At 60.4% G+C, this 23,903-nt stretch carries 22 protein-coding genes; 5 read left to right on the top strand and 17 right to left on the bottom strand.

Annotation, left to right across the window (positions count from 1 at the left end; translation table 11 throughout):
• Nucleotides 1–15 precede the first annotated feature (15 nt).
• The 5 genes from AACY08_RS12115 to AACY08_RS12095 all read right to left on the bottom strand — a co-directional run bounded on the left by AACY08_RS12115 (nucleotide 16) and on the right by AACY08_RS12095 (nucleotide 7,111).
• A complete protein-coding gene (locus tag AACY08_RS12115) occupies nucleotides 16–1,038 on the bottom strand; it encodes a putative 2-aminoethylphosphonate ABC transporter substrate-binding protein (protein ID WP_339436161.1) in 1,023 nt (340 codons plus the stop codon).
• Between the two features lie 22 nt (nucleotides 1,039–1,060).
• Nucleotides 1,061–2,773 carry a putative 2-aminoethylphosphonate ABC transporter permease subunit gene (locus AACY08_RS12110; RefSeq protein ID WP_339469630.1) on the bottom strand — a complete coding sequence of 571 codons (1,713 nt, stop codon included), beginning with the start codon at nucleotides 2,771–2,773 and terminating at the stop codon, nucleotides 1,061–1,063.
• A gap of 1 nt (nucleotide 2,774) precedes the next feature.
• On the bottom strand, nucleotides 2,775–3,839 hold the full coding sequence (locus AACY08_RS12105; RefSeq protein ID WP_339436163.1) for a putative 2-aminoethylphosphonate ABC transporter ATP-binding protein: 1,065 nt from the start codon (nucleotides 3,837–3,839) through the stop codon (nucleotides 2,775–2,777).
• Between the two features lie 139 nt (nucleotides 3,840–3,978).
• Nucleotides 3,979–4,842, bottom strand: a complete 864-nt coding sequence (locus AACY08_RS12100; RefSeq protein WP_339469628.1) for a LysR family transcriptional regulator — start codon at nucleotides 4,840–4,842, stop codon at nucleotides 3,979–3,981.
• A gap of 16 nt (nucleotides 4,843–4,858) precedes the next feature.
• Nucleotides 4,859–7,111, bottom strand: a complete 2,253-nt coding sequence (locus AACY08_RS12095; RefSeq protein WP_339469626.1) for a heavy metal translocating P-type ATPase — start codon at nucleotides 7,109–7,111, stop codon at nucleotides 4,859–4,861.
• A gap of 85 nt (nucleotides 7,112–7,196) precedes the next feature.
• Here AACY08_RS12095 and cadR point away from each other — a divergent pair, with 85 nt between their 5' ends.
• On the top strand, nucleotides 7,197–7,637 hold the full coding sequence (cadR, locus tag AACY08_RS12090) for a Cd(II)/Pb(II)-responsive transcriptional regulator (protein WP_339469624.1): 441 nt from the start codon (nucleotides 7,197–7,199) through the stop codon (nucleotides 7,635–7,637).
• A 66-nt stretch (nucleotides 7,638–7,703) separates the two neighbouring features.
• On the opposite strand, the gene AACY08_RS12085 is transcribed toward cadR, so the two are convergent.
• From AACY08_RS12085 to AACY08_RS12075, 3 genes are all read right to left on the bottom strand, one after another.
• The gene (locus tag AACY08_RS12085; protein WP_339469622.1) at nucleotides 7,704–8,537 is read right to left on the bottom strand and encodes a thymidylate synthase; all 834 of its coding nucleotides are present in this window, start codon (nucleotides 8,535–8,537) and stop codon (nucleotides 7,704–7,706) included.
• A gap of 51 nt (nucleotides 8,538–8,588) precedes the next feature.
• On the bottom strand, nucleotides 8,589–9,401 hold the full coding sequence (gene lgt / locus AACY08_RS12080; RefSeq protein WP_339415222.1) for a prolipoprotein diacylglyceryl transferase: 813 nt from the start codon (nucleotides 9,399–9,401) through the stop codon (nucleotides 8,589–8,591).
• Between the two features lie 65 nt (nucleotides 9,402–9,466).
• Nucleotides 9,467–10,249 (bottom strand): sulfite exporter TauE/SafE family protein, encoded by a 783-nt coding sequence (locus AACY08_RS12075; RefSeq protein ID WP_339469621.1) that lies wholly within the window; start codon nucleotides 10,247–10,249, stop codon nucleotides 9,467–9,469.
• A gap of 121 nt (nucleotides 10,250–10,370) precedes the next feature.
• Between AACY08_RS12075 and AACY08_RS12070 the strand changes: the two genes are divergently transcribed.
• Nucleotides 10,371–11,117: an NRDE family protein gene (locus AACY08_RS12070; protein WP_339469620.1), complete on the top strand. Its 747-nt coding sequence runs from the start codon at nucleotides 10,371–10,373 to the stop codon at nucleotides 11,115–11,117.
• A 120-nt stretch (nucleotides 11,118–11,237) separates the two neighbouring features.
• On the opposite strand, the gene ptsP is transcribed toward AACY08_RS12070, so the two are convergent.
• The gene (gene ptsP / locus AACY08_RS12065; RefSeq protein ID WP_339415219.1) at nucleotides 11,238–13,517 is read right to left on the bottom strand and encodes a phosphoenolpyruvate--protein phosphotransferase; all 2,280 of its coding nucleotides are present in this window, start codon (nucleotides 13,515–13,517) and stop codon (nucleotides 11,238–11,240) included.
• Between the two features lie 22 nt (nucleotides 13,518–13,539).
• A complete protein-coding gene (locus AACY08_RS12060) occupies nucleotides 13,540–14,019 on the bottom strand; it encodes an RNA pyrophosphohydrolase (RefSeq protein WP_049713461.1) in 480 nt (159 codons plus the stop codon).
• A 143-nt stretch (nucleotides 14,020–14,162) separates the two neighbouring features.
• Here AACY08_RS12060 and AACY08_RS12055 point away from each other — a divergent pair, with 143 nt between their 5' ends.
• Entirely contained in the window at nucleotides 14,163–14,819 is a 657-nt protein-coding gene (locus AACY08_RS12055) for an HAD family hydrolase (RefSeq protein WP_339415218.1), read from the top strand.
• A 26-nt stretch (nucleotides 14,820–14,845) separates the two neighbouring features.
• On the opposite strand, the gene AACY08_RS12050 is transcribed toward AACY08_RS12055, so the two are convergent.
• From AACY08_RS12050 to ilvA, 3 genes are read right to left on the bottom strand one after another with little or no spacing between them, the layout of a single operon-like run.
• Nucleotides 14,846–15,313: a DUF2269 family protein gene (locus tag AACY08_RS12050; RefSeq protein ID WP_339427632.1), complete on the bottom strand. Its 468-nt coding sequence runs from the start codon at nucleotides 15,311–15,313 to the stop codon at nucleotides 14,846–14,848.
• A complete protein-coding gene (locus AACY08_RS12045) occupies nucleotides 15,314–15,727 on the bottom strand; it encodes a DUF2269 family protein (RefSeq protein WP_339469618.1) in 414 nt (137 codons plus the stop codon). It abuts the gene before it with no gap.
• Between the two features lie 40 nt (nucleotides 15,728–15,767).
• The gene (gene ilvA, locus AACY08_RS12040) at nucleotides 15,768–17,282 is read right to left on the bottom strand and encodes a threonine ammonia-lyase, biosynthetic (RefSeq protein ID WP_339469617.1); all 1,515 of its coding nucleotides are present in this window, start codon (nucleotides 17,280–17,282) and stop codon (nucleotides 15,768–15,770) included.
• Nucleotides 17,283–17,419: 137 nt separating this feature from the next.
• Between ilvA and rpiA the strand changes: the two genes are divergently transcribed.
• Complete coding sequence (rpiA, locus tag AACY08_RS12035) at nucleotides 17,420–18,091, top strand: ribose-5-phosphate isomerase RpiA (protein WP_339415214.1); 672 nt, start codon at nucleotides 17,420–17,422, stop codon at nucleotides 18,089–18,091.
• A 25-nt stretch (nucleotides 18,092–18,116) separates the two neighbouring features.
• Here rpiA and AACY08_RS12030 read toward each other — a convergent pair whose 3' ends face one another.
• From AACY08_RS12030 to AACY08_RS12015, 4 genes are all read right to left on the bottom strand, one after another.
• Nucleotides 18,117–19,031, bottom strand: a complete 915-nt coding sequence (locus AACY08_RS12030) for an SdiA-regulated domain-containing protein (RefSeq protein ID WP_339469616.1) — start codon at nucleotides 19,029–19,031, stop codon at nucleotides 18,117–18,119.
• Between the two features lie 119 nt (nucleotides 19,032–19,150).
• Entirely contained in the window at nucleotides 19,151–20,077 is a 927-nt protein-coding gene (locus AACY08_RS12025; RefSeq protein ID WP_339469614.1) for an SdiA-regulated domain-containing protein, read from the bottom strand.
• Nucleotides 20,078–20,261: 184 nt separating this feature from the next.
• Entirely contained in the window at nucleotides 20,262–20,927 is a 666-nt protein-coding gene (locus AACY08_RS12020) for a fumarylacetoacetate hydrolase family protein (protein WP_049711056.1), read from the bottom strand.
• Nucleotides 20,928–20,949: 22 nt separating this feature from the next.
• Nucleotides 20,950–22,344 (bottom strand): FAD-binding oxidoreductase, encoded by a 1,395-nt coding sequence (locus AACY08_RS12015; RefSeq protein ID WP_339469613.1) that lies wholly within the window; start codon nucleotides 22,342–22,344, stop codon nucleotides 20,950–20,952.
• A 205-nt stretch (nucleotides 22,345–22,549) separates the two neighbouring features.
• Between AACY08_RS12015 and serA the strand changes: the two genes are divergently transcribed.
• Nucleotides 22,550–23,779: a phosphoglycerate dehydrogenase gene (gene serA / locus AACY08_RS12010; RefSeq protein WP_339469611.1), complete on the top strand. Its 1,230-nt coding sequence runs from the start codon at nucleotides 22,550–22,552 to the stop codon at nucleotides 23,777–23,779.
• Nucleotides 23,780–23,903: the final 124 nt, after the last annotated feature.

The raw sequence follows: 23,903 nt of genomic DNA, 5'->3' as shown, positions 1-23,903 counted from the left end.
GCCCAAACCGAGCATTTACTGACCCGCCACCTTCTCTGACTTGCCGTCATAGCGCTTACGCCATTCGGCCAGGATGCTGTCGCGATTTTTCGAGGCCCAGGCAAAGTCGTTCTTGATCAGGCGCTGCTCGTAATCGGCCGGCAATTCCGTCTGCGGCTTGGCAATACCCGGCTGGGCAAGGACGGCGAAGTTGTCCTTGTACAGGTCCATGGCAGCAGGGCTGGCCGAGAAGTCGGCGAGTTTTTTCGCCGCGTCGGCGTGGGCAGAGCCCTTGAGCACGGCGGTGGCTTCAATGTCCCAGCCCAGGCCTTCCTTGGGCAGGATGATGTCCAGCGGCGCACCCTGGCGTTTCAGTTGTACGGCCGGGTATTCGAAGGAAATCCCGATCGGGAACTCACCCGACGCCGCCAGCTTGCACGGCTTGGAACCGGAGTGAACGTACTGGCCGATGTTCTGGTGCAGGTCGTCCATGTACTGCCAGCCCTGTTTCTCGCCGAAGGTCTGCAGCCAGGCGCTCACGTCCAGGAAACCGGTGCCGGACGAGGCTGGGTTGGGCATGACGATCTTGCCCTTGTACTCAGGCTTGGTCAGGTCCTGCCAGCTCACCGGCTTGGTCAGGCCCTGTTTCTCGGCCTCGACGGTGTTGAAGCAGAGGGTCGCGGCCCACACATCCATACCGACCCAGGCCGGAGGGTTGGCAGCGTCGCGGTAGTTTTTGCCGATCTTGTCCAGGTCCTTGGGCGCGTAGTTATCCAGCATGCCTTGCTGATCGAGGATCGCCAGGCTCGACGCGGCCAGGCCCCAGACCACATCGGCTTGCGGGCGGTCTTTCTCGGCCAGCAGCTTGGCGGTGATGATCCCGGTGGAATCACGCACCCACTTGATTTCAATGTCCGGGTTGGCCTGTTCGAAGGCTTTTTTGTAGGTCTTCAACTGCTCGGCTTCGAGGGCCGTGTACACCGTCAACTCGGTCTTGGCGAAGGCATTCAGACTGAATGCGCTCAGTACGGCAGCGACCAGCGCCAGGGGCTTGAACATGGAGCACCTCCTTCAGGGATGTTTATTGGCCGGGCGCGGTCTGGCGCCAGGCTTGGGAGCGGCGCAACGCGCCACGTGAGGCCCACGCCAGCAGCAGCGAGACGCCGGCCGACGTGAACAGGATCAGGGTCGACATGGCCGCCGCACCACCCACATTGCCGGCGTCGTCCATGTTCAAAACGGCAACGGCGGCAAGGATGGTGTCGGGGCTGTAGAGAAAGATCGCGGCGGACACGGTGGTCATCGCCGACACAAACAGATAGCGCACGATGTCCAGCAGCGCCGGCAGGCAGATCGGCACCGTGACTTTCAAGTAATGGCGGTACAGCGGCGCCTTGAGCGACAACGCGGCGGCTTCGAACTCGGCGTCGAGCTGGCGCAACGCCGTGGTCGCGGTCATCTGCGCGGTGGTCAAATAGTGAGCAATGGTGCACACCACCAGCAGGGTCATGGTCCCGTAGAACACATGCAGCGGGTTGCCATTAAGGTTGAAAAAGAACACATAGCCCAAGCCCAGCACCAACCCAGGCACCGCCATCGGCACAAAGCTGAGCATGCGCAGCGCCAGGTTCAGGCCCTTCTGGCCCTTGGTCTTTTCCATCAAATACGCGCCAGTGAAGATCAGCACACTGCCGATCATCGCGGTGCACAACGCCATGGTCAGGCTGTTGCGATAAGCCAGCCAGCCGCCGCCGGCGGTGTCTTCGAACTGGTAGTGATTGAGCGAAAGCGACAGGTTGTACGGCCAGAATTTCACCAACGAGGAATACACCGCCATGCCGAATACCAGCAGCAAAACGGCGCAGATCAGCAGCACGATGGCCAGGTAGCAGCCCTCTCTTACGCGCGATGGCACCGGTTGGAAGACGTGGGCACGACCGCTCATGGAGTCGCCATGACGACGGCGCAGCCAGGCATCCACGCCAAAGCTGAACAGCGCCGGCAGCAGCAGCACCATGCCGATCAACGCGCCGCGACCGAACTGTTGCTGGCCGACCACGGCCTTGTAGGCTTCCAACGCCAGCACCTGATAATCGCCGCCGACCACCACCGGCACGCCGAAATCGGTGATGGTCAAGGTGAACACCAAACAGAACGCGGCAAACACAGCCTGGCGTGTGGCCGGCCAGGTGATGCTGCGGAACGCCCGGGCCGGGCTCGCGCCCATGCTCGAGGCAGCATCAAACAGCCGCGCATCTGCCAGGGACAGCGCCGACAGCAAAATCATCAAGGCATGTGGGAAGGTGTAGATCACCTCGCCCAGCACAATGCCCCAGAAGCCATAGATATTGTCCGAAAGCAGCCCGCGCAACAGGCCCTGGTTACCGAACAGATACACCAGCGCAATGCCCGGCAACATCGACGGCGCCATCAGCGGCAGCAGCGACAGGCCGCGCCAGATCGCCTTGCCGGGAATCAACGTACGCTGCAATGCGTAGGCAAACAGGTAGGCCAGCGGTACGACGATGGCCGCAACGCTGAGAGAGACTTTCAGGCTATTGCCCAGCAGCCAGTGGAAGTTGTCACTGGTGAGCAGTTCCCGCGCCGCCACCAAGCCACCGCCCTGCCCGGCTTCGCTGCTGAAACCGCGCCAGAAGATCGCCAACAATGGCAGCAGTACGGCAATACCCAGCAATAAAAGCCAAATCAGTTTGCCGCCGACCACAAAAATGCGATCGCCCAGCTCGGCGCGGGAGACCTGACGCGGCTCAGGCAATGTCATGACAGCATCCATCTCAGGCAAACACCTGCAGGCTGCGCGGCGGCAAGGCGACCCAGATGTCCTGGGCACCCAGGCGTGGCATCGCTTCCGGAGCCACTTCGGCCAGTAACGGATGGCCGGGCAATTGCTCCAGTTCGAAGCTCATACGGCAGCGGTTGCCGAGAAAGGTGATTTCGCGGACCTTGGCCGGGAACAGGTTTTCTTCGTGCACTGGCGGGTTGACGCTGATCGCTTCCGGGCGGCAGAACAAACGGCCGGACTTGGCGATGCCAGCATCGTCGGCCAAGCGCATGTTCATCCCGCCGACTTGGGCATGGCTGGCACTGTTGCGGCTGAACGGCAGCCAGTTGCCCTGGCCGACAAACTCCGCCACGAACGGCGTGGCCGGGCGGTCATAGATCTCCTGGGGCGTGGCGTATTGCTCGACCTTCCCGTTGTTCATCACAGCGATGCGGTCGGCCATCAGCATGGCTTCGTCCTGGTTGTGGGTGACCATCAGCGTGGTGATGCCCAGGCGACGCTGCAGTTGGCGCAGCTCGGTGCACAGATGTTCGCGCACGCGGGCGTCGAGGGCCGACATCGGCTCATCCAGCAGCAGCAATGAGGGCGACGGCGCCAATGCCCGGGCGAGCGCAACGCGTTGCTGCTGGCCGCCGGAGAGTTGGCCCGGGTATTTCTTTTCGCTGCCGACCAGGCCGACCAGTTCGAGCATCTGCCCGACGCGCTTGCGCACTTCATCGCGGCCGCTGCCGGCGAGTCCGTAGCCGATATTCGCGTCGACAGTCAGGTTGGGGAACAGCGCGTAGGACTGGAACAGAATGCCGTAGTCCCGCGCCTGGGGTGGCAGCAGGGAAACATCGCGGCTGCCCAGGTAAAGTTCGCCGCTGTCCTGGCGCTCCAGTCCAGCGATGCAACGCAACAAGGTGGTCTTGCCGCAGCCGGACGGGCCCAGCAGGCACACCAGCTCGCCAGCGGCGACGTCCAGCGAGACGTTATCCAGCGCGGTAAAAGCGCCGAAGCGTTTCTGGACACCGCGCACCTTCATTGGCGCGCCGGGTTGGGTCAGGGCTGTGTTCATGGAGGCACCTCATCAAACTGATGAAGCCCATGCTAGGCAGGCAATGCGTCGCTGGTGTGGCAGGAAGGCAAAAGGCAGTGATAGTGGTATTCGTGGATTTGGGTAGGTCTGATGGAGATGGGCTGCCTGGGCTGCAACCTTAAATGGGCGACATTTCCTGCGCCAACCCCAGAAACGCCGCTGGCAACCGCGCGCTTTTTCGCTCCTTGAGGCAGTACAAATACTCCGGAATCTGGGGCGCATCCTCAATGGTCAACACCCGTAACTGCGGATCATGCGGCACTTCCTGGCGGGCAATAATACTGATGCCAATATTGCGCAGCACCGCCTCGCGAATCGACTCCCGGCTGCCGATTTCCAACAGCGGGCCGTAACTCACGCTTGCGCCCTGTAGCATTTTTTCGGTCAGGCGCCGCGTGGTGGAGCCGGCTTCGCGCATCAACAAGGTATGCCCGGCCAACGCAGTGAGCGGTACATGATCGAGCTTGGCCAGTGGATGATCGCGATGCACGGCCAGCACCAAAGGATCGGTGCCCAGCACGCGGCGAATCAAGCGCGGGTCTTCCAGCAGCTGCGACGACGCAGCGACATCAACGCGGTAATCGTCCAGCGCTTCGAGCACCTGCTGGGAGTTGCCGATTTCTACCGACACTTCCACCTGCGGCAGGCGTTCACGAAAGGCCTTGACCAAGTCGAGGATGTAATACGGCGCCGTCGCGGCGATCCTCAGCGCACCCTGGACCTGACCACTGTTGCGCAGGAAAAACTCGATGTCCGCTTCCTGCTGCAACAGCGCCTTGACCATCGGTAGCAGGCGCGCGCCTTCGTCACTGACGGTGAGGCGGCGGCCACCTCGGTAGAACAGCTCAACGCCGTATTGGCTTTCCAGGTTGCGGATCTGGGTGGTGACGGTGGGTTGGCTCAGGCCGAGTTTTTTCGCCGCCTGGGTGATACTGCCCAGGCGGGCGACCATGAAAAAAGCCTTCAACTCGGCACTCAGCACACCACCCTCACCTCAATTATTTGCGCAATAGGCGCAGGCCATTGAATACCACCAGCAGGCTCACGCCCATGTCGGCAAACACCGCCATCCACATGGTGGCCATGCCCAGGAAGGTGACCGCGAGAAAGATCGCCTTGATCACCAGCGCCAGGGCGATGTTCTGCTTGAGGATACTCGACGTTTGCCGCGACAGACGAACGAATGCCGGAATCTTGCGCAAATCATCGTCCATCAGCGCCACATCGGCGGTCTCGATGGCCGTGTCGGTGCCGGCTGCAGCCATGGCAAAACCGATCTCGGCACGGGCCAGGGCTGGCGCATCGTTGATACCGTCGCCGACCATGCCCACGCGGAAACCTTGGCCATACAGGGCTTCAATGGCTTGCAGCTTATCCGTAGGCAACAGGTCGCCCTGGGCCTGGTCAATGCCGACCTGGGCAGCGATCGCCTGGGCGGTGTGGGTGTTGTCGCCGGTGAGCATCAGGGTTTTAATGCCCAGGTCATGCAACTGCTGGATCGCTTCACGGCTGCTGTCCTTGACCGTGTCGGCCACGGCGAACAGCGCCAGCGGGCCGGACTTGTCGAGCAGCAACACCACGGACTTGCCCTGTTTTTCCAGGGCGAAGAGCTTGTCTTCCAGCGCCGGTGAACACAGGCCCAGGTCTTCCACCAGGCGATGGTTGCCCAAGTGGTAGGTTTCGCCGCTGATATCGCCACGCACCCCGCGCCCGGCCAGGGCTTCGAAGTTATCCACAACGTGCATCGGCAGATCTTTATCCACAGCCGCGTTGGCAATCGCCAGCGACACCGGGTGATCGGAACGCCCGGCCAAACTGGCGGCCAGGGCCGGTGCGCTGTCTTCGATGTCGGGGAAGAGCGCCAGGTAATCGGTTTGCACCGGCTTGCCGTGAGTGATGGTGCCGGTCTTGTCGAGGGCCAGGTAGTCGAGCTTGTAACCCCCCTCCAGGTACACGCCGCCCTTTATCAGGATGCCTTTGCGCGCCGCCGCCGCGAGGCCACTGACGATGGTCACCGGAGTGGAAATCACCAAGGCACATGGGCACGCAACCACCAGCAGGACCAGGGCGCGGTAGATCCAGTCGAACCACACGCCGGCCATGAACAGCGGCGGAATCACCGCTACGCCCAGCGCGAACAGGAACACGGCCGGGGTGTAGATCTTCGAGAAGCGGTCGACAAAGCGCTGGGTCGGCGCCCGTGCGCCTTGGGCCTGTTCCACCGCGTGGATGATGCGCGCCAGGGTAGAGTTGTTAGCCGCTGCGGTAACTTTGTACGTCAGGGAACCGGCCTGGTTGATGGTGCCGGCGAAGACTTTGTCGCCCACGGTCTTTTCAATCGGCAGGCTTTCACCCGTGATCGGTGCCTGATCGATGGTGGATTGGCCGGCGGTGATCTCACCGTCCAAGCCGATGCGCTCACCGGGTTTTACCCGTACGACTGCACCAATATCAATGCTTTTGACCTCTTGTTCAGCCCATGACCCATCAGTTTGCTGCACCGTGGCCTGCTCGGGCGTCATCTGCATCAAGCCACTGATGGCATTGCGCGCACGATCCAGGGATTTGGCTTCGATCAACTCGGCCACGGTGAACAGGAACATCACCATCGCCGCTTCAGGCCATTGGCCGATCAGGATCGCGCCGGTCACGGCGATGCTCATCAGGGCATTGATGTTCAGGTTGAGGTTTTTCAGGGCAATCCAGCCCTTTTTATAGGTGGTGAAGCCGCCGCTGAGAATCGAGATCAGCGCCACCACCGCGATCACCCACGTGGGCGCGGCATCGGTGAAGTGCAGCACTTCGGCGCCCAACGCGCCCACACCGGACAACGCCAGCGGCCACCAGGGTTTCTTGGCGGGCGGCGCGGCGGCCGGAGCGCCTTCCTCGATGGGGTCAGCCTGCATGCCGATGGATTTGATCGCGTCGATGATCGGCGCAGTGCTTGGTAGGTCGTGGGTGACGCCAAGGATGCGATTGATGAGGTTGAATTCCAGCTGCTGCACACCGGCAAGCTTGCCAAGCTTGTTCTGGATCAGCGTCTGCTCGGTGGGGCAGTCCATGGCTTCGATCCGAAAAGTGCTCAGGCGCGAGCCGGCGGTGGGTGCTTCGCTCAGTTGCACCCGCGCAGGTGCGGGTGTGCCGGAGCAGCACGAGCTGCCGTGGCCATGGTCATCCACTGGCGTGAGTTTTTTCGGGCCATGGTCGTGGTCGTGGTCATGTTTATGCGGGGTGTGGATGGAATCGCTCATTCTGTCGCGTCCGTAAAGGTGCCTGTTGCCAAGTAAAGACCCTGTAGCCACTATAGGGTCAAGCACCCATTTGGAGATTGCCGCAATGAAGATCGGCGAACTGGCCAAACTGACCGACTGCCCGGTGGAAACCATCCGTTATTACGAGAAGGAAGGCCTGTTGCCGCCCCCGGCACGCACCGAGGCCAACTACCGTGTGTACACCCAGGCACACACAGAGCGGCTGATCTTTATCCGCAATTGCCGCAGCCTCGACATGACCCTGGAAGAAATCCGCAGCCTGCTTGGGCTACGCGACAGCCCCCAGGACCAGTGCGAAAACGTGAACGCGTTGATCGATGAGCATATCCACCACGTGAAAGCGCGGATTGATGGGTTGTTGGCGTTGCAGGAACAGTTGCTGGACCTGCGCCAACGCTGTGGCGGCGGGGATCAGTGCGGGATTTTGCAGCGGCTGGAGGTCAGCGGGGGTGTACTGGCCAGCGAGGCGGAGCCTTCGCATGTGGGCAGAAGCCACGGCCACTGACTGATAATGGGGTGAAACCCAATCCAAATGTGGGAGCGGGCTCCCACAGTTACACCGGGGTAGTCTTCAGATCGCGACGTCAGCCTTGATGCTCGGGTCGGCGTCGTAGCCCACGATCTCGAAGTCTTCGAACTTATAGTCGTAGATCGACGCAGGCTTACGTTTGATCACCAGTTCCGGCAGTTTCTTCGGCGTGCGCGCCAGCTGGGTCTTGATCTGCTCCATATGGTTGCTGTACGCGTGAGTGTCGCCGGTGGTGACGATGATCTCGTGGGGGATCAGGTGGCATTGCTGGGCCAGCATATGGGTCAGCAATGCCAGCGCGGCGGTGTTGTACGGCAGGCCGAGGAATACGTCGGAACTGCGGATATACAACTGCATCGACAGGTGACCGTCGTGCACGAATGCCTGGTACAGCAGGTGGCACGGCGGCAGGGCTTGTTTGCCGTTGCGCGCGTTTTCCTGCGGACTCCTGGTCTCGTCCGGCAGGTACTCAACGTTCCAGCCGTGGAACAGGATGCGGCGGCTGTTCGGGTTGGTCTTGAGCGTGTGGACCATGTAGTCGATCTGGTTGATCGTGCCGCCGTCCTTGGTCGGCCAGGCGGTCCACTGCTCGCCGTACACCGGGCCCAGGTCACCTTCTTCGGTGGCCCATTCGTCCCAGATCTTTACGCCGTTTTCGTTGAGCCACTTGATGTTAGTGTTGCCACTCAACATCCAGATCAGCTCGTTGGCGATGCTTTTGAAGTGAAGCTTCTTGGTGGTCAGCAACGGGAAGCCGTCGGCCAAGTTATGCCGATACTGACGGGCGAACACGGCTTTGGTGCCGGTGCCGGTGCGATCGCCCTTGGTCAATCCATTGCTCACGACGTCGTTCAGTAGTTCGAGATATTGCTTCATTCTGGTACCCGTATCGTTGAAGCCGAGGCTTGGAAACCTCGGCATTCGAATTTAAAGCGCGGTGTTCTTCAAAGGCTGCGGGCGATTGTACGCCCACCACAGCAAGCCCAGGCCGCCGAGAATCATCGGCAGGCTGAGGATTTGACCCATGGTCACCCAACCGAATGCCAGGTAGCCCAATTGCGCATCCGGCACGCGCACGAACTCGACGACGAATCGGAAGATCCCGTAGAACAACGCGAACATGCCGGACACGGCCATGGTCGGGCGCGGCTTGCGCGAGAAAAGGTACAGGATAAGGAACAGTGCCACGCCTTCCAACGCGAACTGGTAGAGCTGCGACGGGTGGCGCGGCAATTGCGCCGGGTCACTGAACGGCGGGAACACCATCGCCCATGGGAGGTCGGTCGGTTTGCCCCAGAGTTCGGCATTGATGAAGTTACCGATACGCCCAGCGCCCAGGCCGATCGGCACCATCGGTGCGATGAAGTCCATCAGTTGGAAGAACGACTTGCCATTGCGACGGCCGAACCACCAGGCAGCAATCATCACGCCGATAAACCCACCATGGAACGCCATGCCGCCCTTCCACACTTCGAAAATCAGCGTCGGGTTGGCGATGTACGCGGGGAGGTCGTAGAACAGCACATACCCAAGGCGCCCGCCAACGATAACGCCCATCGACAACCAGAAGATCAGGTCGGAGAGCTTCTCCTTGGTCCAGGTCGGATCGAAACGGTTCAGGCGTCGGGAAGCCAGAAACCAGGCACCGCCGATGCCGATCAGGTACATCAACCCGTACCAGTGGATTTTCAGCGGACCGATAGCCAAGGCCACCGGGTCGATCTGCGGGTAAGGCAGCATTGCGACTCCTCGTTAAATCATTCGTTATAGCGCCCGGACCATGCCCGGACGCGATTAAGCCTGCATTACAACAAAAAGTTTAAGCCGACACAGAACAGCAGCCCGGCGAACAACCGCTTGAGCAAACGCGGCGATAATCGGTGCGCCAGGCGTGCGCCGAAACGGGCGAACACCATACTGGTCAGGGCAATGCCCAACAGTGCCGGCAAATACACGAACCCTAGACTATGAGCGGGCAACAGCGGGTCATGCCAGCCAAGAATCATGAAACTTGATGCACTGGCCAGCGCAATCGGCAGGCCACAAGCCGATGAAGTGGCCACGGCCTGCTGCATCGGCACGCTGCGCCAGGTCAGGAACGGTACGGTCAGCGAGCCGCCGCCAATCCCGAAAATCGCCGAAGCCCAGCCGATAAATGTGCCGGCGATGGTCAGGCCAACCTTGCCCGGCACCGTCCGGCTGGCATTGGGCTTGACCTCCAGGGCCAGTTGCACGGCCACCAACAAGGCAAACACGCCGATGATCTTTTGCAGGTGGGGGCCGGAAATCGCCTCGGCGGTCAGTGCACCAAAGCCTGCGCCGATCAGGATACCCACGGTCATCCACACAAAGATCGGCCAACGCACCGCGCCACGCCGATGGTGCTCACGCACGGCATTCACCGAGGTAAAGATGATCGTTGCCAGGGAAGTGCCCACGGCCAGGTGGGTCAGCACCTGCGGGTCAAAGCCCTGCAAGGTGAAGCTGAACACCAGCACCGGCACGATGATAATCCCGCCGCCCACGCCAAACAGCCCGGCGAGCACGCCCGCACAGGCGCCGAGCAGCAAATACAGCAGAAATTCCATGGGAGCCCCCAGACCAAGTCCGGCATGTTAACGGATGGAAGGCATGCAACCCAACTGGATACGATGGAACGCCTGCGTTGCTGCCGGTAAAGTGGCAAAAAACACAAAAGGGAATCGCCTGATGTGCCTGATTGTTTTCGCCTGGCGGCCGGGCCACGCCCAACCGCTGATCGTCGCGGCCAACCGTGATGAGTTCTACGCTCGCCCCAGCCTGCCGCTGGCCCAATGGCCGGACGTGCCCGAAGTCTTCGCCGGCCGCGATCAGGAAGCGGGCGGTACCTGGTTGGGGGTGAATGCCAACGGGCGCTTTGCCGCCTTGACCAATATCCGCGACCCGCACCAGCCGCCTGCACGTAAGTCACGCGGGGAGTTGGTTGCGCTATTTCTCAGTGGTTCGCTGCCGATTGAAGAGTATCTGGCCGATGTTAACGGCCGATCGATTGAATATGCCGGGTTTAACCTGCTGGTGGGTACGCGGGATGAGTTGTGGCATTACAACGCCAATCATACCGAGCCGACACGTTTGGAGGCCGGGGTGTATGGGTTGTCCAATGCCGGGCTGGACACGCCGTGGCCCAAGCTGATTAAGGCAAGGGCGGCGTTGAGCGAGATGCTGGAGGACCCGCAGCCTGAGGCGTTGTTGGAGATGCTGAGTGATCCGCAGACGGCGCCGTTTGCAGATTTGCCGGATACCGGGGTGGGCTTGGCGACTGAGAGTTTGTTGTCGAGCGTGTTTATTGCCAGCCCGAGTTATGGGACGCGGGCGAGTACGGCGTTGATCGTGAATGCGGATGGGACGCAGCGGATGGTGGAGCGTAGCTTTGGGCCGCATGGTGGGCGACTTGGCGAGGTCGACCTGAATTTCTAGACGCCACGAAACCAGTGTGGGAGCGGGCTTGCTCGCGAATGCGGTGTATCAGTCACATATTCGACGACTGACACGCTGCATTCGCGAGCAAGCCCGCTCCCACATTTTGATCGGTGTTGCTTAGAGGGTCTTCGCGGAACCCGGGTTGATCATCCGCGTCAGCCCCAAGTTCTTCAGCGCCAGTTGCAGCGAGCTGTGGATAACTTGCGGGTTGTCGATGGTCATCAGCTCCGCCAGCAAATCCTTGGCCATGCTCAATTCAACCTGGCGCAGCATCCACTTAACCTTCGGCAAGTTGGTGGCGTTCATCGACAGGCTGTCAAAGCCCATCGCCATCAACAACACCGCCGCTGCGGGGTCGCCGGCCATTTCACCGCAGATGCTCACCGGTTTGCCTTCGGCATGGGCGTCGCGCACTACGTGTTGCAGGGCTTGCAGCACCGCCGGGTGCAGGTAGTCGTAGAGGTCGGCCACCCGTGGGTTGTTGCGGTCCACGGCCAGCAGGTATTGGGTCAGGTCATTGGAGCCCACCGAGAGGAAATCTACCTGCCGCGCCAGCTCTTTAGCCTGGTACACCGCTGCCGGGATTTCGATCATCACGCCAATCGGCGGCATCGGCACGTCGGCGCCTTCATCGCGCACTTCGCCCCACGCACGGTGAATCAGGTGCAGCGCCTCTTCCAGCTCATGGGTGCCGGAGATCATAGGCAGCAGGATGCGCAGGTTGTTCAGGCCTTCGCTGGCCTTGAGCATGGCGCGGGTCTGTACGAGGAAAATTTCAGGGTGGTCGAGGGTGACGCGAATACCGCGCCAGCCCAGGAAGGGGTTGTCTTCCTTGATCGGGAAATACGACAGTGACTTGTCGCCGCCGATGTCCAGGCTGCGCATGGTCACCGGCAACGGGTGGAAGGCCTGCAGTTGCTCGCGATAAATCGCCAGCTGCTCCTTCTCACTCGGAAAACGCTGATTGATCATGAACGGCACTTCGGTGCGGTACAGCCCCACGCCTTCGGCGCCGCGCTGTTGCGCACGGGCTACATCCGCCAGCAAGCCAGTGTTGACCAGCAGCGGCACACGATGGCCATCGGTGGTCACGCACGGCAGTTCGCGCAATGAGTCGAGGCCCAGCGCCAGTTGTTTCTCTTCTTCAACCACTTCGGCGTATTGCTTGCGCAGCACTTCGCTGGGGTTGGTAAACACTTCACCGCGATGCCCATCGACGATCATGTCGATGCCATCCACTTTGGAATACGGCAGGTCCACCAGGCCCATCACCGTCGGGATGCCCATGGCGCGGGCCAGGATCGCGACGTGGGAGTTACCCGAACCGAGTACCGACACCAGGCCCACCAGCTTGCCTTCCGGCACTTCGCCGAGCATGGTGGCGGTCAGTTCTTCACTGATCAGAATCGTGTTGTCGGGGTAGACCAGGTTGGTGGTGCGGTCTTCCTGCAGGTAGGCCAGCAGACGGCGACCGAGGTCACGCACATCAGAGGCGCGCTCGCGCAGGTAGGCGTCGTCCATCAATTCGAAACGGTTGACGTGATCGGTGACCACTTGGCGCAGTGCACCCTGGGCCCACTGGCCGGTCTTGATCACCGTCTTGACTTCGTTACCCAGGGACGCGTCGTCGAGCATCATCTGGTACACGTCAAACAGCGCGCGCTCTTCGGGGCGCAACTGAGTCGCCAGCTTGGTCGACAGGTTGCGCATGTCGGCGCGCACGCCTTCCAGGGCGGTCTTGAACAGTTTGATTTCGGCGTCGATGTCTTTGACGGTCTTGTCCGGCACCACATCCAGGTCCGCCGGCGGCAACATCACCACCGCCGTACCGACCGCCGCGCCCGGCGAGCCCGGCACGCCGACGAACTTGGCTTCCTGAATGCCCTTGCCTTCGCGACCCAGGCCGCGAATCGAACCCGTCGCTTCGGCGTGGGCGATAACCCCGGCCAGTTGCGCGCTCATCGTCACCAGGAAGGCTTCTTCACCTTCGTCGAACTGACGGCGCTCTTTTTGCTGGATGACCAACACGCCGACAACGCGGCGGTGGTGAATGATCGGTGCGCCGAGGAACGAGGCGTAACGCTCTTCACCGGTTTCGGCAAAGTAGCGATAACGCGGGTGATTGGCTGCATGTTCGAGGTTCAGGGGTTCTTCACGCGTCCCCACCAGGCCCACCAGACCTTCATTGGGCGCCATGCTGACCTTGCCGATGGAGCGCTTGTTCAGGCCCTCGGTGGCCATCAGCACAAAACGGTTGGTCTCGGGGTCCAGCAGGTAAACCGAGCAGACCTGGCTGCCCATGGCTTCCTTGACGCGCAACACAATAATCCCCAACGCCGCCTTGAGATCCTTGGCGGAGTTAACTTCCTGGACGATCTTGCGCAGCGTATTGAGCATGGCTCGGGGTCGAACTCCGTCGTCAGTCGCGCGCTAAAAGGCGCGGGGCAAGCTCTTTGAGAGCGCGACGATAAACTTCGCGCTTGAATGTCACCACCTGGCCCAACGGGTACCAATAGCTGACCCAGCGCCAGCCATCGAACTCCGGTTTACCGGTCAAATCCATCCGCACCCGCTGCTCGTCGGAGATCAGGCGCAGGAGAAACCATTTCTGCTTCTGGCCGATGCACAGCGGTTGGCTGTGGGTACGCACCAGGCGTTGCGGCAAACGATAGCGCAACCAGCCGCGGGTACACGCCAGAATCTGTACATCTTCACGCTCAAGGCCGACTTCTTCATTCAACTCACGGTACAAGGCGTCTTCAGGGGTTTCGTCGGGGTTGATTCCGCCTTGAGGAAACTGCCAGGCATCTTGGTTGATTCGGCGAGCCCATAGCACCTGTCCGGCATCATTCGTAAGAATAATCCCGACATTAGGACGGAAACCATCGGGGTCGATCACGGCAACAACCTCGCAAACGCATGTCGCCGCATTGTTCCACAAAGGTTGTTCCAGCGGCAACGAGGCTTCTTACCTTATGTGCACTCTTGTGAAAAGACCGTATTCTGGACGCCTTTTTACAGACTTTTCAGCGAGTAACTGCAATGCGCCTGGCTTTATTCGACTTGGACAACACCCTTCTTGGCGGTGACAGCGATCACGCCTGGGGCGATTACCTCTGTGAACGCGGGATTCTCGACCCCATCGCCTACAAGGCGCGCAACGACGAGTTCTACCAGGATTACCTGGCCGGCAAGCTGGACAATGCCGCCTACCTGAACTTCAGCCTGGAAATCCTCGGCCGTACCGAGATGGCCCAACTGGACGAGTGGCACAATGACTTCATGCGCGACTGCATCGAGCCGCTGATGCTGCCGCTGGCCGCTGAACTGCTGGCCAAGCACCGCGCCGCCGGTGACACGCTGGTGATCATCACCGCCACCAACCGTTTCGTCACCGCGCCAATTGCCGCACGCCTGGGCGTGGAAACCCTGATCGCCACAGAGTGCGAGATGGAAAACGGCCGCTACACCGGGCGCAGCACCGACGTGCCGTGCTTTCGCGAGGGTAAGGTGACACGTTTGAATCGCTGGCTGGCAGAAACCGGATTCAGCCTGGAAGACAGTTACTTCTACAGCGACTCGATGAATGATTTGCCGCTGCTGGAGCAAGTGACTCATCCGGTGGCAGTGGATCCGGACCCGAACTTGCGGGCTGAGGCTGAACAGCGTGGCTGGCCGGTGATTACCCTGCGCAGCTGATCTGTATGAGCGGGCTTGCCCGCTCACTACATCGGCTTGGCGACCATCAGATAGAAAATCACCATGAAGGCCAGGAACGCCGGCCACCCCAGGCCAAACCACCCGCGCATATAGGTCGCGGCCTTGATCGGCATTGCCGTGCCCTCCCGCAACGCCTGCTCTGCCATCTTGTGTACGCGAATCTGCAACCACACCACCGGCAACCAGCAGATCCCCGCCAGCACATACAAACCGAACGTCCACTGCAACCAACTCTGCTGCAGCGACCAGCCCGCCAGATGCATCAAGCCAATCCCGCTCAACGGTTGGAACAGCGCCGCGGTCGCGGTAAACGCCCAATCGGCGAACACCAGGTGCTTGAAGGTCACGGCAATCACTTCAACGTTGCCGGTACGCCAGGCACGCAATGCGTAGTAAGCCGAGCCCGCGCCCAGCCCGAACAGAACGGTCGACGAGAGGATATGCAGGGTTTTCAGCAGCAGGTAGGCACTCATTCAGACAGGCTTGGCACCCATCAAACCGGCAATTGCTACGAACCCCACCAGGCTGATTACCGCCAGCACCAACGTGAAGTTCAAGCTGCCGCCCTCGCCCTTACGCAGGCGATGAAGCCGCGCCACCAGCCAGAACCACGCCAGCGCCGCCACGGTGTAGAGAATGCTGGAACCGAGGATCCAGGTCTGACCTAGCGGCCAGCCGGTCAGGTGCACCAGCCACCAACCGGTAAACGGCATGCTGACGACGCAGATGCCCATCAATAACCAGACCACCGCCCAAGGGCGTTGCAGGGTCACCGCCGGGCCGGCGCTGCGTTTGCGCCAGGCCAGCAGCGCCAAGCCCAGGCCGCTGAGCAACAGCAATACGGTGGCCGCGATGTGGATAACTTTCAGGGTGGTCAGGGTTTCCATGTGTCGTCTTCCTTAAGGCCGCCCCAATCAGCGTAGTCGCTCATCCGAGGAACAGTGTGTAGGCCGGGTTATCGCTTTCATCCCAGTACGGGTAGCCGATGGCTTCCAGGGCTGCCGGTACCAAGTGGCGCTCGTCCGCCGGCACTTGCAGACCGGCGACCACACGGCCGTCTGCTGCGCCGTGGTTGCGATAGTGGAACATCGAGATGTTCCAACGCCCGCCCAATTTGTTAAGAAAGTTGAACAAGGCGCCCGGACGCTCCGGGAATTCGAAGCGAAACACCACTTCATTACTGACGTGGGCCGCATGGCCGCCGACCATGTGCCGGATGTGCAACTTGGCCAGCTCGTTCTCGGTCAGGTCCAGCACCGGGAAACCCTGGCTGATGAGGCTGGCGATCAGCGCGCTGCGCGGGTCGGTTTCCGGGTGGGTCTGCACGCCGACAAAAATGTGTGCCTCACTGCCGGTGTGGAAGCGATAGTTGAATTCGGTGATCTGGCGCTTGCCCACAGCCTCGCAGAACGCCTTGAAGCTGCCGGGCTTTTCGGGGATGGTCACGGCGATGATCGCCTCGCGACCTTCACCCAGCTCGGCACGCTCGGCCACATGGCGCAGGCGGTCGAAGTTGACGTTGGCGCCGGAATCGATGGCCACCAGAGTCTGCCCGGTAACGCCCCGGGTCTCGACGTATTTCTTGATGCCTGCCACGCCCAAGGCGCCCGCGGGTTCGGTGATGGAGCGGGTGTCGTCGTAGATATCCTTGATCGCCGCACAGATTTCATCGGTGCTCACGGTGATCACTTCATCGACATAGTCCTTGCAAATGTCGAAGGTGTGCTGACCGATCTGCGCCACCGCCACGCCATCGGCAAAGAGGCCCACGGTCGGCAGCACCACGCGTTCGCCAGCCGCCATCGCGGCTTGCAGGCAATTGGAGTCGTCCGGCTCGACACCGATGATCTTGATCTCCGGGCGCAGGTATTTCACATAGGCCGCAATACCCGCGATCAGCCCGCCGCCGCCCACCGGTACAAAAATCGCGTCCAGGGGCCCCGGATGCTGGCGCAGGATTTCCATCGCCACGGTGCCCTGCCCGGCAATGGTGTGCGGATCATCGTAGGGGTGAATGTAGACGTAGCCTTTTTCGTCGACCAGTTTCAGCGAGTAGGCCAGAGCTTCCGGGAAGGAATCGCCATGCAGCACCACTTTGCCGCCACGCGAGCGCACGCCTTCGACCTTGATCTCCGGAGTGGTCTTAGGCATGACAATAGTGGCTTTCACCCCCAGCACCTTGGCCGCCAGGGCCAGGCCCTGGGCATGGTTACCCGCCGACGCCGTGACCACACCGCGCGCACGTTCCTCGCTGGTCAGTTGGGTCAGCTTGTTGTAGGCGCCGCGAATCTTGAACGAGAACACCGGCTGCAAGTCTTCACGCTTGAGCCAGACCTTGTTGCCCAGCCGCTCGGAAAGCTGGCGGGCGGTCTGTAACGGAGTTTCTACGGCGATGTCGTAAACGCGCGAGGTGAGGATCTTTTTGACGTACTGTTCAAGCATCGGCGGAAATCACTGGGCGGGATGGGCAGGGCCAAGGAGTCTAACCCAGCGTTTGGCCGGGCGACCACACGAATCCAGAGGTTTTGTTGGGTTATACTCGCGCACCTCGATAACTCCCCGCCCGTTCCGGAGCCCGCATGACCCAGGATCAACTCAAACAGGCAGTGGCCCAGGCCGCCGTCGATTTAATCCTTCCTAAACTCGACGACAAGAGCATCGTCGGTGTCGGCACCGGCTCCACCGCCAACTGCTTTATCGATGCACTGGCTCAGCACAAGGGCGCATTCGACGGCGCCGTGGCAAGCTCCGAAGCCACCGCCGCGCGCCTCAAGGGCCATGGGATTGCGGTGTATGAGCTCAACACCGTGAGCGACCTGGAGTTCTACGTTGACGGCGCCGATGAAAGCGACGAACACCTGAACCTGATCAAGGGCGGCGGCGCAGCCCTGACCCGCGAGAAGATCGTCGCGGCCGTGGCCAAGACCTTTATCTGCATCGCGGACGCCAGCAAGCTGGTGCCGGTACTCGGCGCGTTCCCGTTGCCGGTGGAAGTCATCCCGATGGCCCGCAGCCACGTGGCCCGCGAGTTGGTGAAACTGGGCGGCGACCCGGTGTACCGCGAAGGCGTGTTGACTGACAACGGGAATATCATCCTCGACGTGTTCAACATGCAGATCACCAATCCGGTGGCGCTTGAGACGCAGATCAATGCGATCGTTGGTGTGGTCACCAATGGTTTGTTCGCGGCGCGTCCGGCGGATGTGTTGCTGCTGGGCACCTCGGAAGGTGTGAAAACCCTGAAGGCCTGACGCGTTTAAATGTGGGAGCGGTGCTTCAGAGACTTGGTTTCTTGAACACATAGAACAGGTTCGGCTCGCTGGTCAGGTACAAGTTACCGTCATCGTCCATCGCGATCCCTTCCGCCTGAGGCACGCGCTTCTTCAGGCCATGGCGCCCGTTCAGCAGAGAAAGACTGCTCAACGGGCGACCGTCGATATCCAGTTCCAGCACCAAAAACGACTCATCCGACAGCACCAGCAAATGGCCGCTGCGCTCGTCGTATTGCAGGCTCGAGAGGTCGCGCACAAACAGCCCGGCGTCACGCTTGGGGTTGTTGATCACGTGCACCGAGTAGGTTTTTTCCGATTTGAAATGGGGAAAGCCATGGACCTCATAGATCAGCATCGGGTCGCGCTCCTTGGCGACGAACAGGCGCTTGCCCACCGAGTCGTAAGCCAGGCCTTCAAACCCTTTATTGCCGCCAACGTGCAGGCCCAGCGTCATTTGCTCCGCATCGGCGGCATCGAGGAATTGGGTATCGTCATCCACATGTACCTTGATCAAGCGCTGCTGGCGCTCATCGCTGATGACATAAGTGTTGTCGCTGATAAATTCCACCGCCTCGGCATCGCCAAATCCCACCAAGGGAATACGCCGCAGGATCTTGCCCTCCAAGGAAAGCTCGATCAGTTCGGCGTTTTTATTGGTGACGGTAAACAGGCTTTTGCGCACTGGGTCGTAGGTGAGGGCCGAGACGTCGTCGTTGAGCCCCACGATCACCTGGGCCTCCAGGGCTACCCGGTAGTCCGCCAGGCCGATGGAGCGCTCATTCGCTGGCTTGCGCCACACTTGCCAGTTGAACCAGGCGCGCTCGAACAGGCGAAAATGCTGCGCAACGACCCCGGCGCTGACCAGGGCGATCAGCGCAAGAATAAAGAACATAGGTTTGGGGCGGGCTAGTCGTCGCATCGGAGGGGCTCAAGCTCAAAAGTGGCGAATGAATATCACGCCTGTCTGAATTTAAACTTAAACGCACCCAGTGTCTGGCGAATGCCGCTGATAGAGAAATATCCGACGTAATCTGTACGCTATTTCTGTTTTTCGAAGCGATAGAACAGGTTTGGCTCACTGACCATGTACAGCGTGCCGTCGTCGTCCATGGCCACACCTTCTGCACGGGGAATGGTGTTTTTAAGGCCGTTGAAACCGCCGAGCAAGGTCATGAAGCTGACTTGCTCGCCCTTCTCGTTCAGCTCCAGCAACAGGTGGGAATCAGCCGACAGCACCAGTAAATGGCCGGTCCGCGGGTCGACGGCCAGGGCCGAGAGGTTACGCATATCCAGCTCGGTGCTGGCGAGCTTTTGCTTGCTGCCGACCAGGGCCTGGCTACCGTCGCTTTTCCAGGTAAACAGTGCCGGGGGGCGTTCCTCACCGAACACCAGTTGCTGGTTAAGCTTGTCCCAAGCCACGCCTTCAAACGCTTTGTTTTGATCCTTGGAGGGGCCCAGGTCGTAACTCGGGAAGTCAGCCTTGTTCAATTGCTGGGTGGTGGCGACGACCTTGACGAGGGTCACCGTGTGCTGGCGTTCATCGACCACCGCCATCAAGCCGTTTTCCATCACGGTGATACCTTCCGGGTTATCCCAGCCATTGAGCGGCATCTTGCGCAGCACATCGCCTTGCAAGCTCAACTCGACGAGGAACGGGTTTTTGCCCATCACAGAAAACAGGGTTTTGGTCTGTGGGTTGTAGGAGACGTCCGAAGCTTCGTCCTTCTCCATCCCCGGCAAACGCTTGCCATCGATGACGGCATGATAGTCCGGCAGCCACACGCTCTCTTGGCGCTCGGCGGGGGTTTCGAAGCGTTCGAGTATCCACAGTACGCCGCGATCATCCCAGTGCAGGGCCCAGGCAACGCCATACACAATCACGCCCGCCAGCAATAGCCAGGAATACCAGCGCAGGGCAAAGCGGGAACGCAGCTTGGGGGTGACGGTAGGCAGGGGCACGGCCATTGGGTGCTTTTCCGGAAAGTCAGCGTTAGGTGATAGCACAGGATCGAGGTGCCCGTGTGCAAGTGGCTGAGGATTATCCGGATGGCGTGTGAAAAAAATGCAAAGACCTGGAAACTCCAGGCACACACAAAAACCTGTGGGAGCCGGGCTTGCCCGGCCCCCACATGTGGACTGTATTCAGTTTTTAGCGAACGCTGCTTTCGAAGCGATTCACACCCGACAGTTCCAGCACCAGCTCATCACCCACATTCAGCGGGCCCACGCCGGCCGGGGTGCCGGTGAGGATCACATCACCCGCTTGCAGCGAGAAGCAGCCGGCCATGTGCTGGATCATCGGAATGATCGGGTTGAGCATTTGCGCGCTGTTGCCATCCTGGCGCACTTCGCCATTGATGGTCAGGCGGATGCCGATATCGGTCACGTCCGGGAACGTACTGCCCACCACGAACGGTGCGATGACTGCCGCGCCGTCGAAAGACTTGGCGATTTCCCACGGCAAGCCCTTGGCTTTCAGCTCGGCCTGCTTATCGCGCAGGGTCAGGTCCAGGGCCGGGGCGAAGCCGGAGATGGCGTCCAGCACTTCTTCACGGCTGGGCTTGTTCGACAAAGGCTTGCCGATCAATACCGCGATTTCCGCTTCGTAATGCACCGAACCACGCTCGGTTGGAATGCTGAAACCGCCTTCCAACGGCACCACGCAACTGCCCGGCTTGATGAACAGCAACGGCTCGGTAGGGACCGGGTTGTCCAGTTCCTTGGCATGTTCGGCGTAGTTACGCCCGATACACACCACTTTACCGACCGGAAAGTGGATGTTGGTGCCGTCGACATACTTGTGCTGGTAGCTCATGAAACGACTCCTTCAGGGACGGTTAAACAGCGAATATCTTGCCGGGGTTCATGATCCCGCTCGGGTCGAACACCGCTTTCACTGCTTTCATGTATTCGATTTCAACCGGCGAGCGGCTGTAGGTCAGGTAATCGCGCTTGGTCATGCCCACGCCGTGTTCAGCGGAGATCGAGCCGTTGTACTTCTGGACGGTTTCAAACACCCACTTGTTCACGGTGGCACACTTGGCGAAGAACTCATCCTTGCTCAGGTTTTCCGGCTTGAGGATGTTCAGGTGCAGGTTGCCGTCGCCGATGTGGCCGAACCAGACAATTTCGAAGTCCGGGTAGTGTTCGCCGACGATCGCGTCGATTTCCTTCAAGAAGGCGGGTACTTTGGAGACGGTGACCGAGATATCGTTCTTGTACGGCGTCCAGTGGGAAATGGTCTCGGAGATGTACTCGCGCAGTTTCCACAGGTTGTGCAGCTGGGTTTCGCTCTGGCTCATCACGCCGTCCAGCACCCAGCCCTGCTCGACGCAGTGCTCGAAGGTCTCCAGCGCGTGGTTGGCGACTTCTTCGGTGGTGGCTTCGAATTCCAGCAGCGCGTAAAACGGGCATTCGGTTTCGAACGGTGCCGGCACGTCGCCACGGCCCATGACCTTGGCCAAGGCTTTGTCGGAGAAAAATTCGAAGGCGGTGAGGTCCAGCTTGCTCTGGAACGCGTGCAATACCGGCATGATCGAGTCGAAATCGGTGGTACCCAGCACCATGGCCGTCAGGTTTTTCGGCGCACGGTCCAGGCGCATGGTGGCTTCAACCACAAACCCAAGGGTGCCTTCAGCGCCGATAAACAGCTGGCGCATGTCGTAGCCGGTGGCGTTCTTGATCAGGTCTTTGTTCAGTTCCAGCACATCGCCCTTGCCAGTGACGACCTTCATGCCGGCCACCCAGTTGCGGGTCATGCCATAGCGAATCACCTTGATCCCGCCGGCATTGGTGCCGATATTGCCGCCAATCTGGCTGGAACCGGACGAAGCGAAGTCCACCGGGTAGTACAGGCCGTTTTCTTCGGCGACGTTCTGCAATTGCTTGGTAACCACGCCCGGCTGGCACACGGCAGTGCGGTCAGTGAGGTTCACGTCGAGGATCTGGTTCATATAGTCGAACGACACAACCACTTCGCCGTTGGCCGCCACAGCGGCTGCCGACAAGCCAGTACGCCCGCCGGACGGCACCAGCGCCACCTTGTGCGCATTGGCCCAACGCACGATGGCCTGGACCTGCTCAATGGTCTTGGGAAAGACGATGGCGGTCGGCGCGGGTGCAAAATGCTTGGTCCAATCCTTGCCGTAAGCCTCCAGGGAGTCTGCATCGGTCAGCACTTTGCCGGGCTCAACCAGGGTCTTCAGCTCATCAATCAGGGCAGGATGGGTCATCGACAGAACTCTCGAACAATTCATGGTCATCCTGAGAACGCTTCACGTCGCAGGAATAGGTGTTTAGCGGGGCGCGTATGCTAGCATACCGCCCCCGCAGGACAGAGCCCAAGGGCGTTTCTGCGGTGACGGCTTTCCTGCCGTCCGGGTCAGCTTACTCGATCCGATTCCCTGCCATTTTTCTCCGGGATACAGGTTTACGCAGATGAGCAAGACTTCTCTCGATAAGAGCAAGATCAAGTTCCTTCTTCTGGAAGGCGTCCACCCATCGGCTGTCGACGTTCTGAAAGCTGCCGGGTACACCAGCATTGAGTACATCACCAGTTCTCTGCCGGAAGCCCAGTTAAAGGAAAAGATCGCCGACGCGCACTTTATCGGCATTCGCTCCCGCACTCAGCTGACCGAAGAGATCTTCGAACACGCCAAAAAGCTCGTGGCTGTCGGTTGTTTCTGCATCGGCACCAACCAGGTCGACCTCAACGCAGCGCGCGAGCGCGGCATCGCGGTGTTCAACGCGCCGTACTCCAACACCCGTTCCGTCGCGGAGCTGGTGCTGGCCGAGGCCATCCTGCTGCTGCGCGGCATTCCTGAGAAGAACGCTTCCTGCCACCGTGGCGGCTGGATCAAGAGCGCAGCCAACTCCTTCGAAATCCGCGGCAAGAAGCTGGGTATCGTCGGTTACGGCTCGATCGGCACTCAGCTGTCGGTACTGGCGGAAGGCTTGGGCATGCAGGTGTTCTTTTACGACACCCTGACCAAGCTGCCATTGGGCAACGCCACGCAAGTGTCGAGCCTGACCGAACTGCTGGGCATGTCCGACATCGTGACCCTGCACGTTCCGGAAACCACTGAAACCCAGTGGATGATCGGCGAGAAGGAAATCCGTGCCATCAAGAAAGGCGGCATCCTGATCAACGCGGCGCGTGGCACCGTGGTCGAGCTGGACGCCCTGGCCGACGCGATCAAGGACAAGCACCTGATCGGCGCCGCCATCGACGTGTTCCCGGTGGAGCCACGCTCCAACGACGACATCTTCGAAAGCCCGCTGCGTGGCCTGGACAACGTGATCCTGACCCCGCACATCGGTGGTTCCACCGCTGAAGCCCAAGCCAACATCGGCCTGGAAGTGTCTGAAAAGCTGGTCAAGTACAGCGACAACGGTACGTCCGTTTCCTCGGTCAACTTCCCGGAAGTGGCGCTGCCGGCTCACCCTGGCAAGCACCGTCTGCTGCACATCCACCAGAACATCCCTGGCGTGATGATGGAGATCAACAAGGTCTTTGCGGAAAACGGCATCAACATCTCCGGTCAGTTCCTGCAGACCAACGAGAAGGTCGGCTACGTGGTCATCGACGTCGACGCCGAGTACTCGGACCTGGCGCAAGAGAAGCTGCAGCACATCAACGGGACCATTCGTAGCCGCGTGCTTTTCTAGAGCGGTGGTTAGGGTCCGCTGCACGCAACAAGCTTCAAGCGGCAAGCCAAGAGCTTTTACTTGCAGCTTTTAACTTGCCGCTTGCAGCAATAAAAAAACGGGAGCCCCGCAAGGGCTCCCTTTT

It is taken from the genome of Pseudomonas sp. EL_65y_Pfl1_R83 (assembly GCF_963970695.1).
GTDB lineage: Bacteria > Pseudomonadota > Gammaproteobacteria > Pseudomonadales > Pseudomonadaceae > Aquipseudomonas > Aquipseudomonas tritici.
The sequence above is the reverse complement of the archived record's forward strand: the minus strand, read 5'-3'. Positions and strand labels throughout refer to the sequence as shown.

Excerpts from the sequence above, each read along its gene's own strand:
- AACY08_RS12030 (WP_339469616.1), bottom strand. The coding sequence starts at position 19,031 with ATGCGACGACTAGCCCGCCCCAAACCTATGTTCTTTATTCTTGCGCTG.
- lgt (WP_339415222.1), bottom strand. The coding sequence starts at position 9,401 with ATGCTGCCTTACCCGCAGATCGACCCGGTGGCCTTGGCTATCGGTCCG.
- rpiA (WP_339415214.1), top strand. The coding sequence starts at position 17,420 with ATGACCCAGGATCAACTCAAACAGGCAGTGGCCCAGGCCGCCGTCGAT.
- AACY08_RS12115 (WP_339436161.1), bottom strand. The coding sequence starts at position 1,038 with ATGTTCAAGCCCCTGGCGCTGGTCGCTGCCGTACTGAGCGCATTCAGT.
- AACY08_RS12020 (WP_049711056.1), bottom strand. The coding sequence starts at position 20,927 with ATGAGCTACCAGCACAAGTATGTCGACGGCACCAACATCCACTTTCCG.
- AACY08_RS12055 (WP_339415218.1), top strand. The coding sequence starts at position 14,163 with ATGCGCCTGGCTTTATTCGACTTGGACAACACCCTTCTTGGCGGTGAC.
- AACY08_RS12105 (WP_339436163.1), bottom strand. The coding sequence starts at position 3,839 with ATGAACACAGCCCTGACCCAACCCGGCGCGCCAATGAAGGTGCGCGGT.
- AACY08_RS12025 (WP_339469614.1), bottom strand. The coding sequence starts at position 20,077 with ATGGCCGTGCCCCTGCCTACCGTCACCCCCAAGCTGCGTTCCCGCTTT.
- ptsP (WP_339415219.1), bottom strand. The coding sequence starts at position 13,517 with ATGCTCAATACGCTGCGCAAGATCGTCCAGGAAGTTAACTCCGCCAAG.
- AACY08_RS12015 (WP_339469613.1), bottom strand. The coding sequence starts at position 22,344 with ATGACCCATCCTGCCCTGATTGATGAGCTGAAGACCCTGGTTGAGCCC.
- AACY08_RS12110 (WP_339469630.1), bottom strand. The coding sequence starts at position 2,773 with ATGGATGCTGTCATGACATTGCCTGAGCCGCGTCAGGTCTCCCGCGCC.
- AACY08_RS12085 (WP_339469622.1), bottom strand. The coding sequence starts at position 8,537 with ATGAAGCAATATCTCGAACTACTGAACGACGTCGTGAGCAATGGATTG.
- cadR (WP_339469624.1), top strand. The coding sequence starts at position 7,197 with ATGAAGATCGGCGAACTGGCCAAACTGACCGACTGCCCGGTGGAAACC.
- AACY08_RS12045 (WP_339469618.1), bottom strand. The coding sequence starts at position 15,727 with ATGGAAACCCTGACCACCCTGAAAGTTATCCACATCGCGGCCACCGTA.
- AACY08_RS12070 (WP_339469620.1), top strand. The coding sequence starts at position 10,371 with ATGTGCCTGATTGTTTTCGCCTGGCGGCCGGGCCACGCCCAACCGCTG.
- ilvA (WP_339469617.1), bottom strand. The coding sequence starts at position 17,282 with ATGCTTGAACAGTACGTCAAAAAGATCCTCACCTCGCGCGTTTACGAC.
- AACY08_RS12095 (WP_339469626.1), bottom strand. The coding sequence starts at position 7,111 with ATGAGCGATTCCATCCACACCCCGCATAAACATGACCACGACCACGAC.
- AACY08_RS12050 (WP_339427632.1), bottom strand. The coding sequence starts at position 15,313 with ATGAGTGCCTACCTGCTGCTGAAAACCCTGCATATCCTCTCGTCGACC.
- AACY08_RS12075 (WP_339469621.1), bottom strand. The coding sequence starts at position 10,249 with ATGGAATTTCTGCTGTATTTGCTGCTCGGCGCCTGTGCGGGCGTGCTC.
- serA (WP_339469611.1), top strand. The coding sequence starts at position 22,550 with ATGAGCAAGACTTCTCTCGATAAGAGCAAGATCAAGTTCCTTCTTCTG.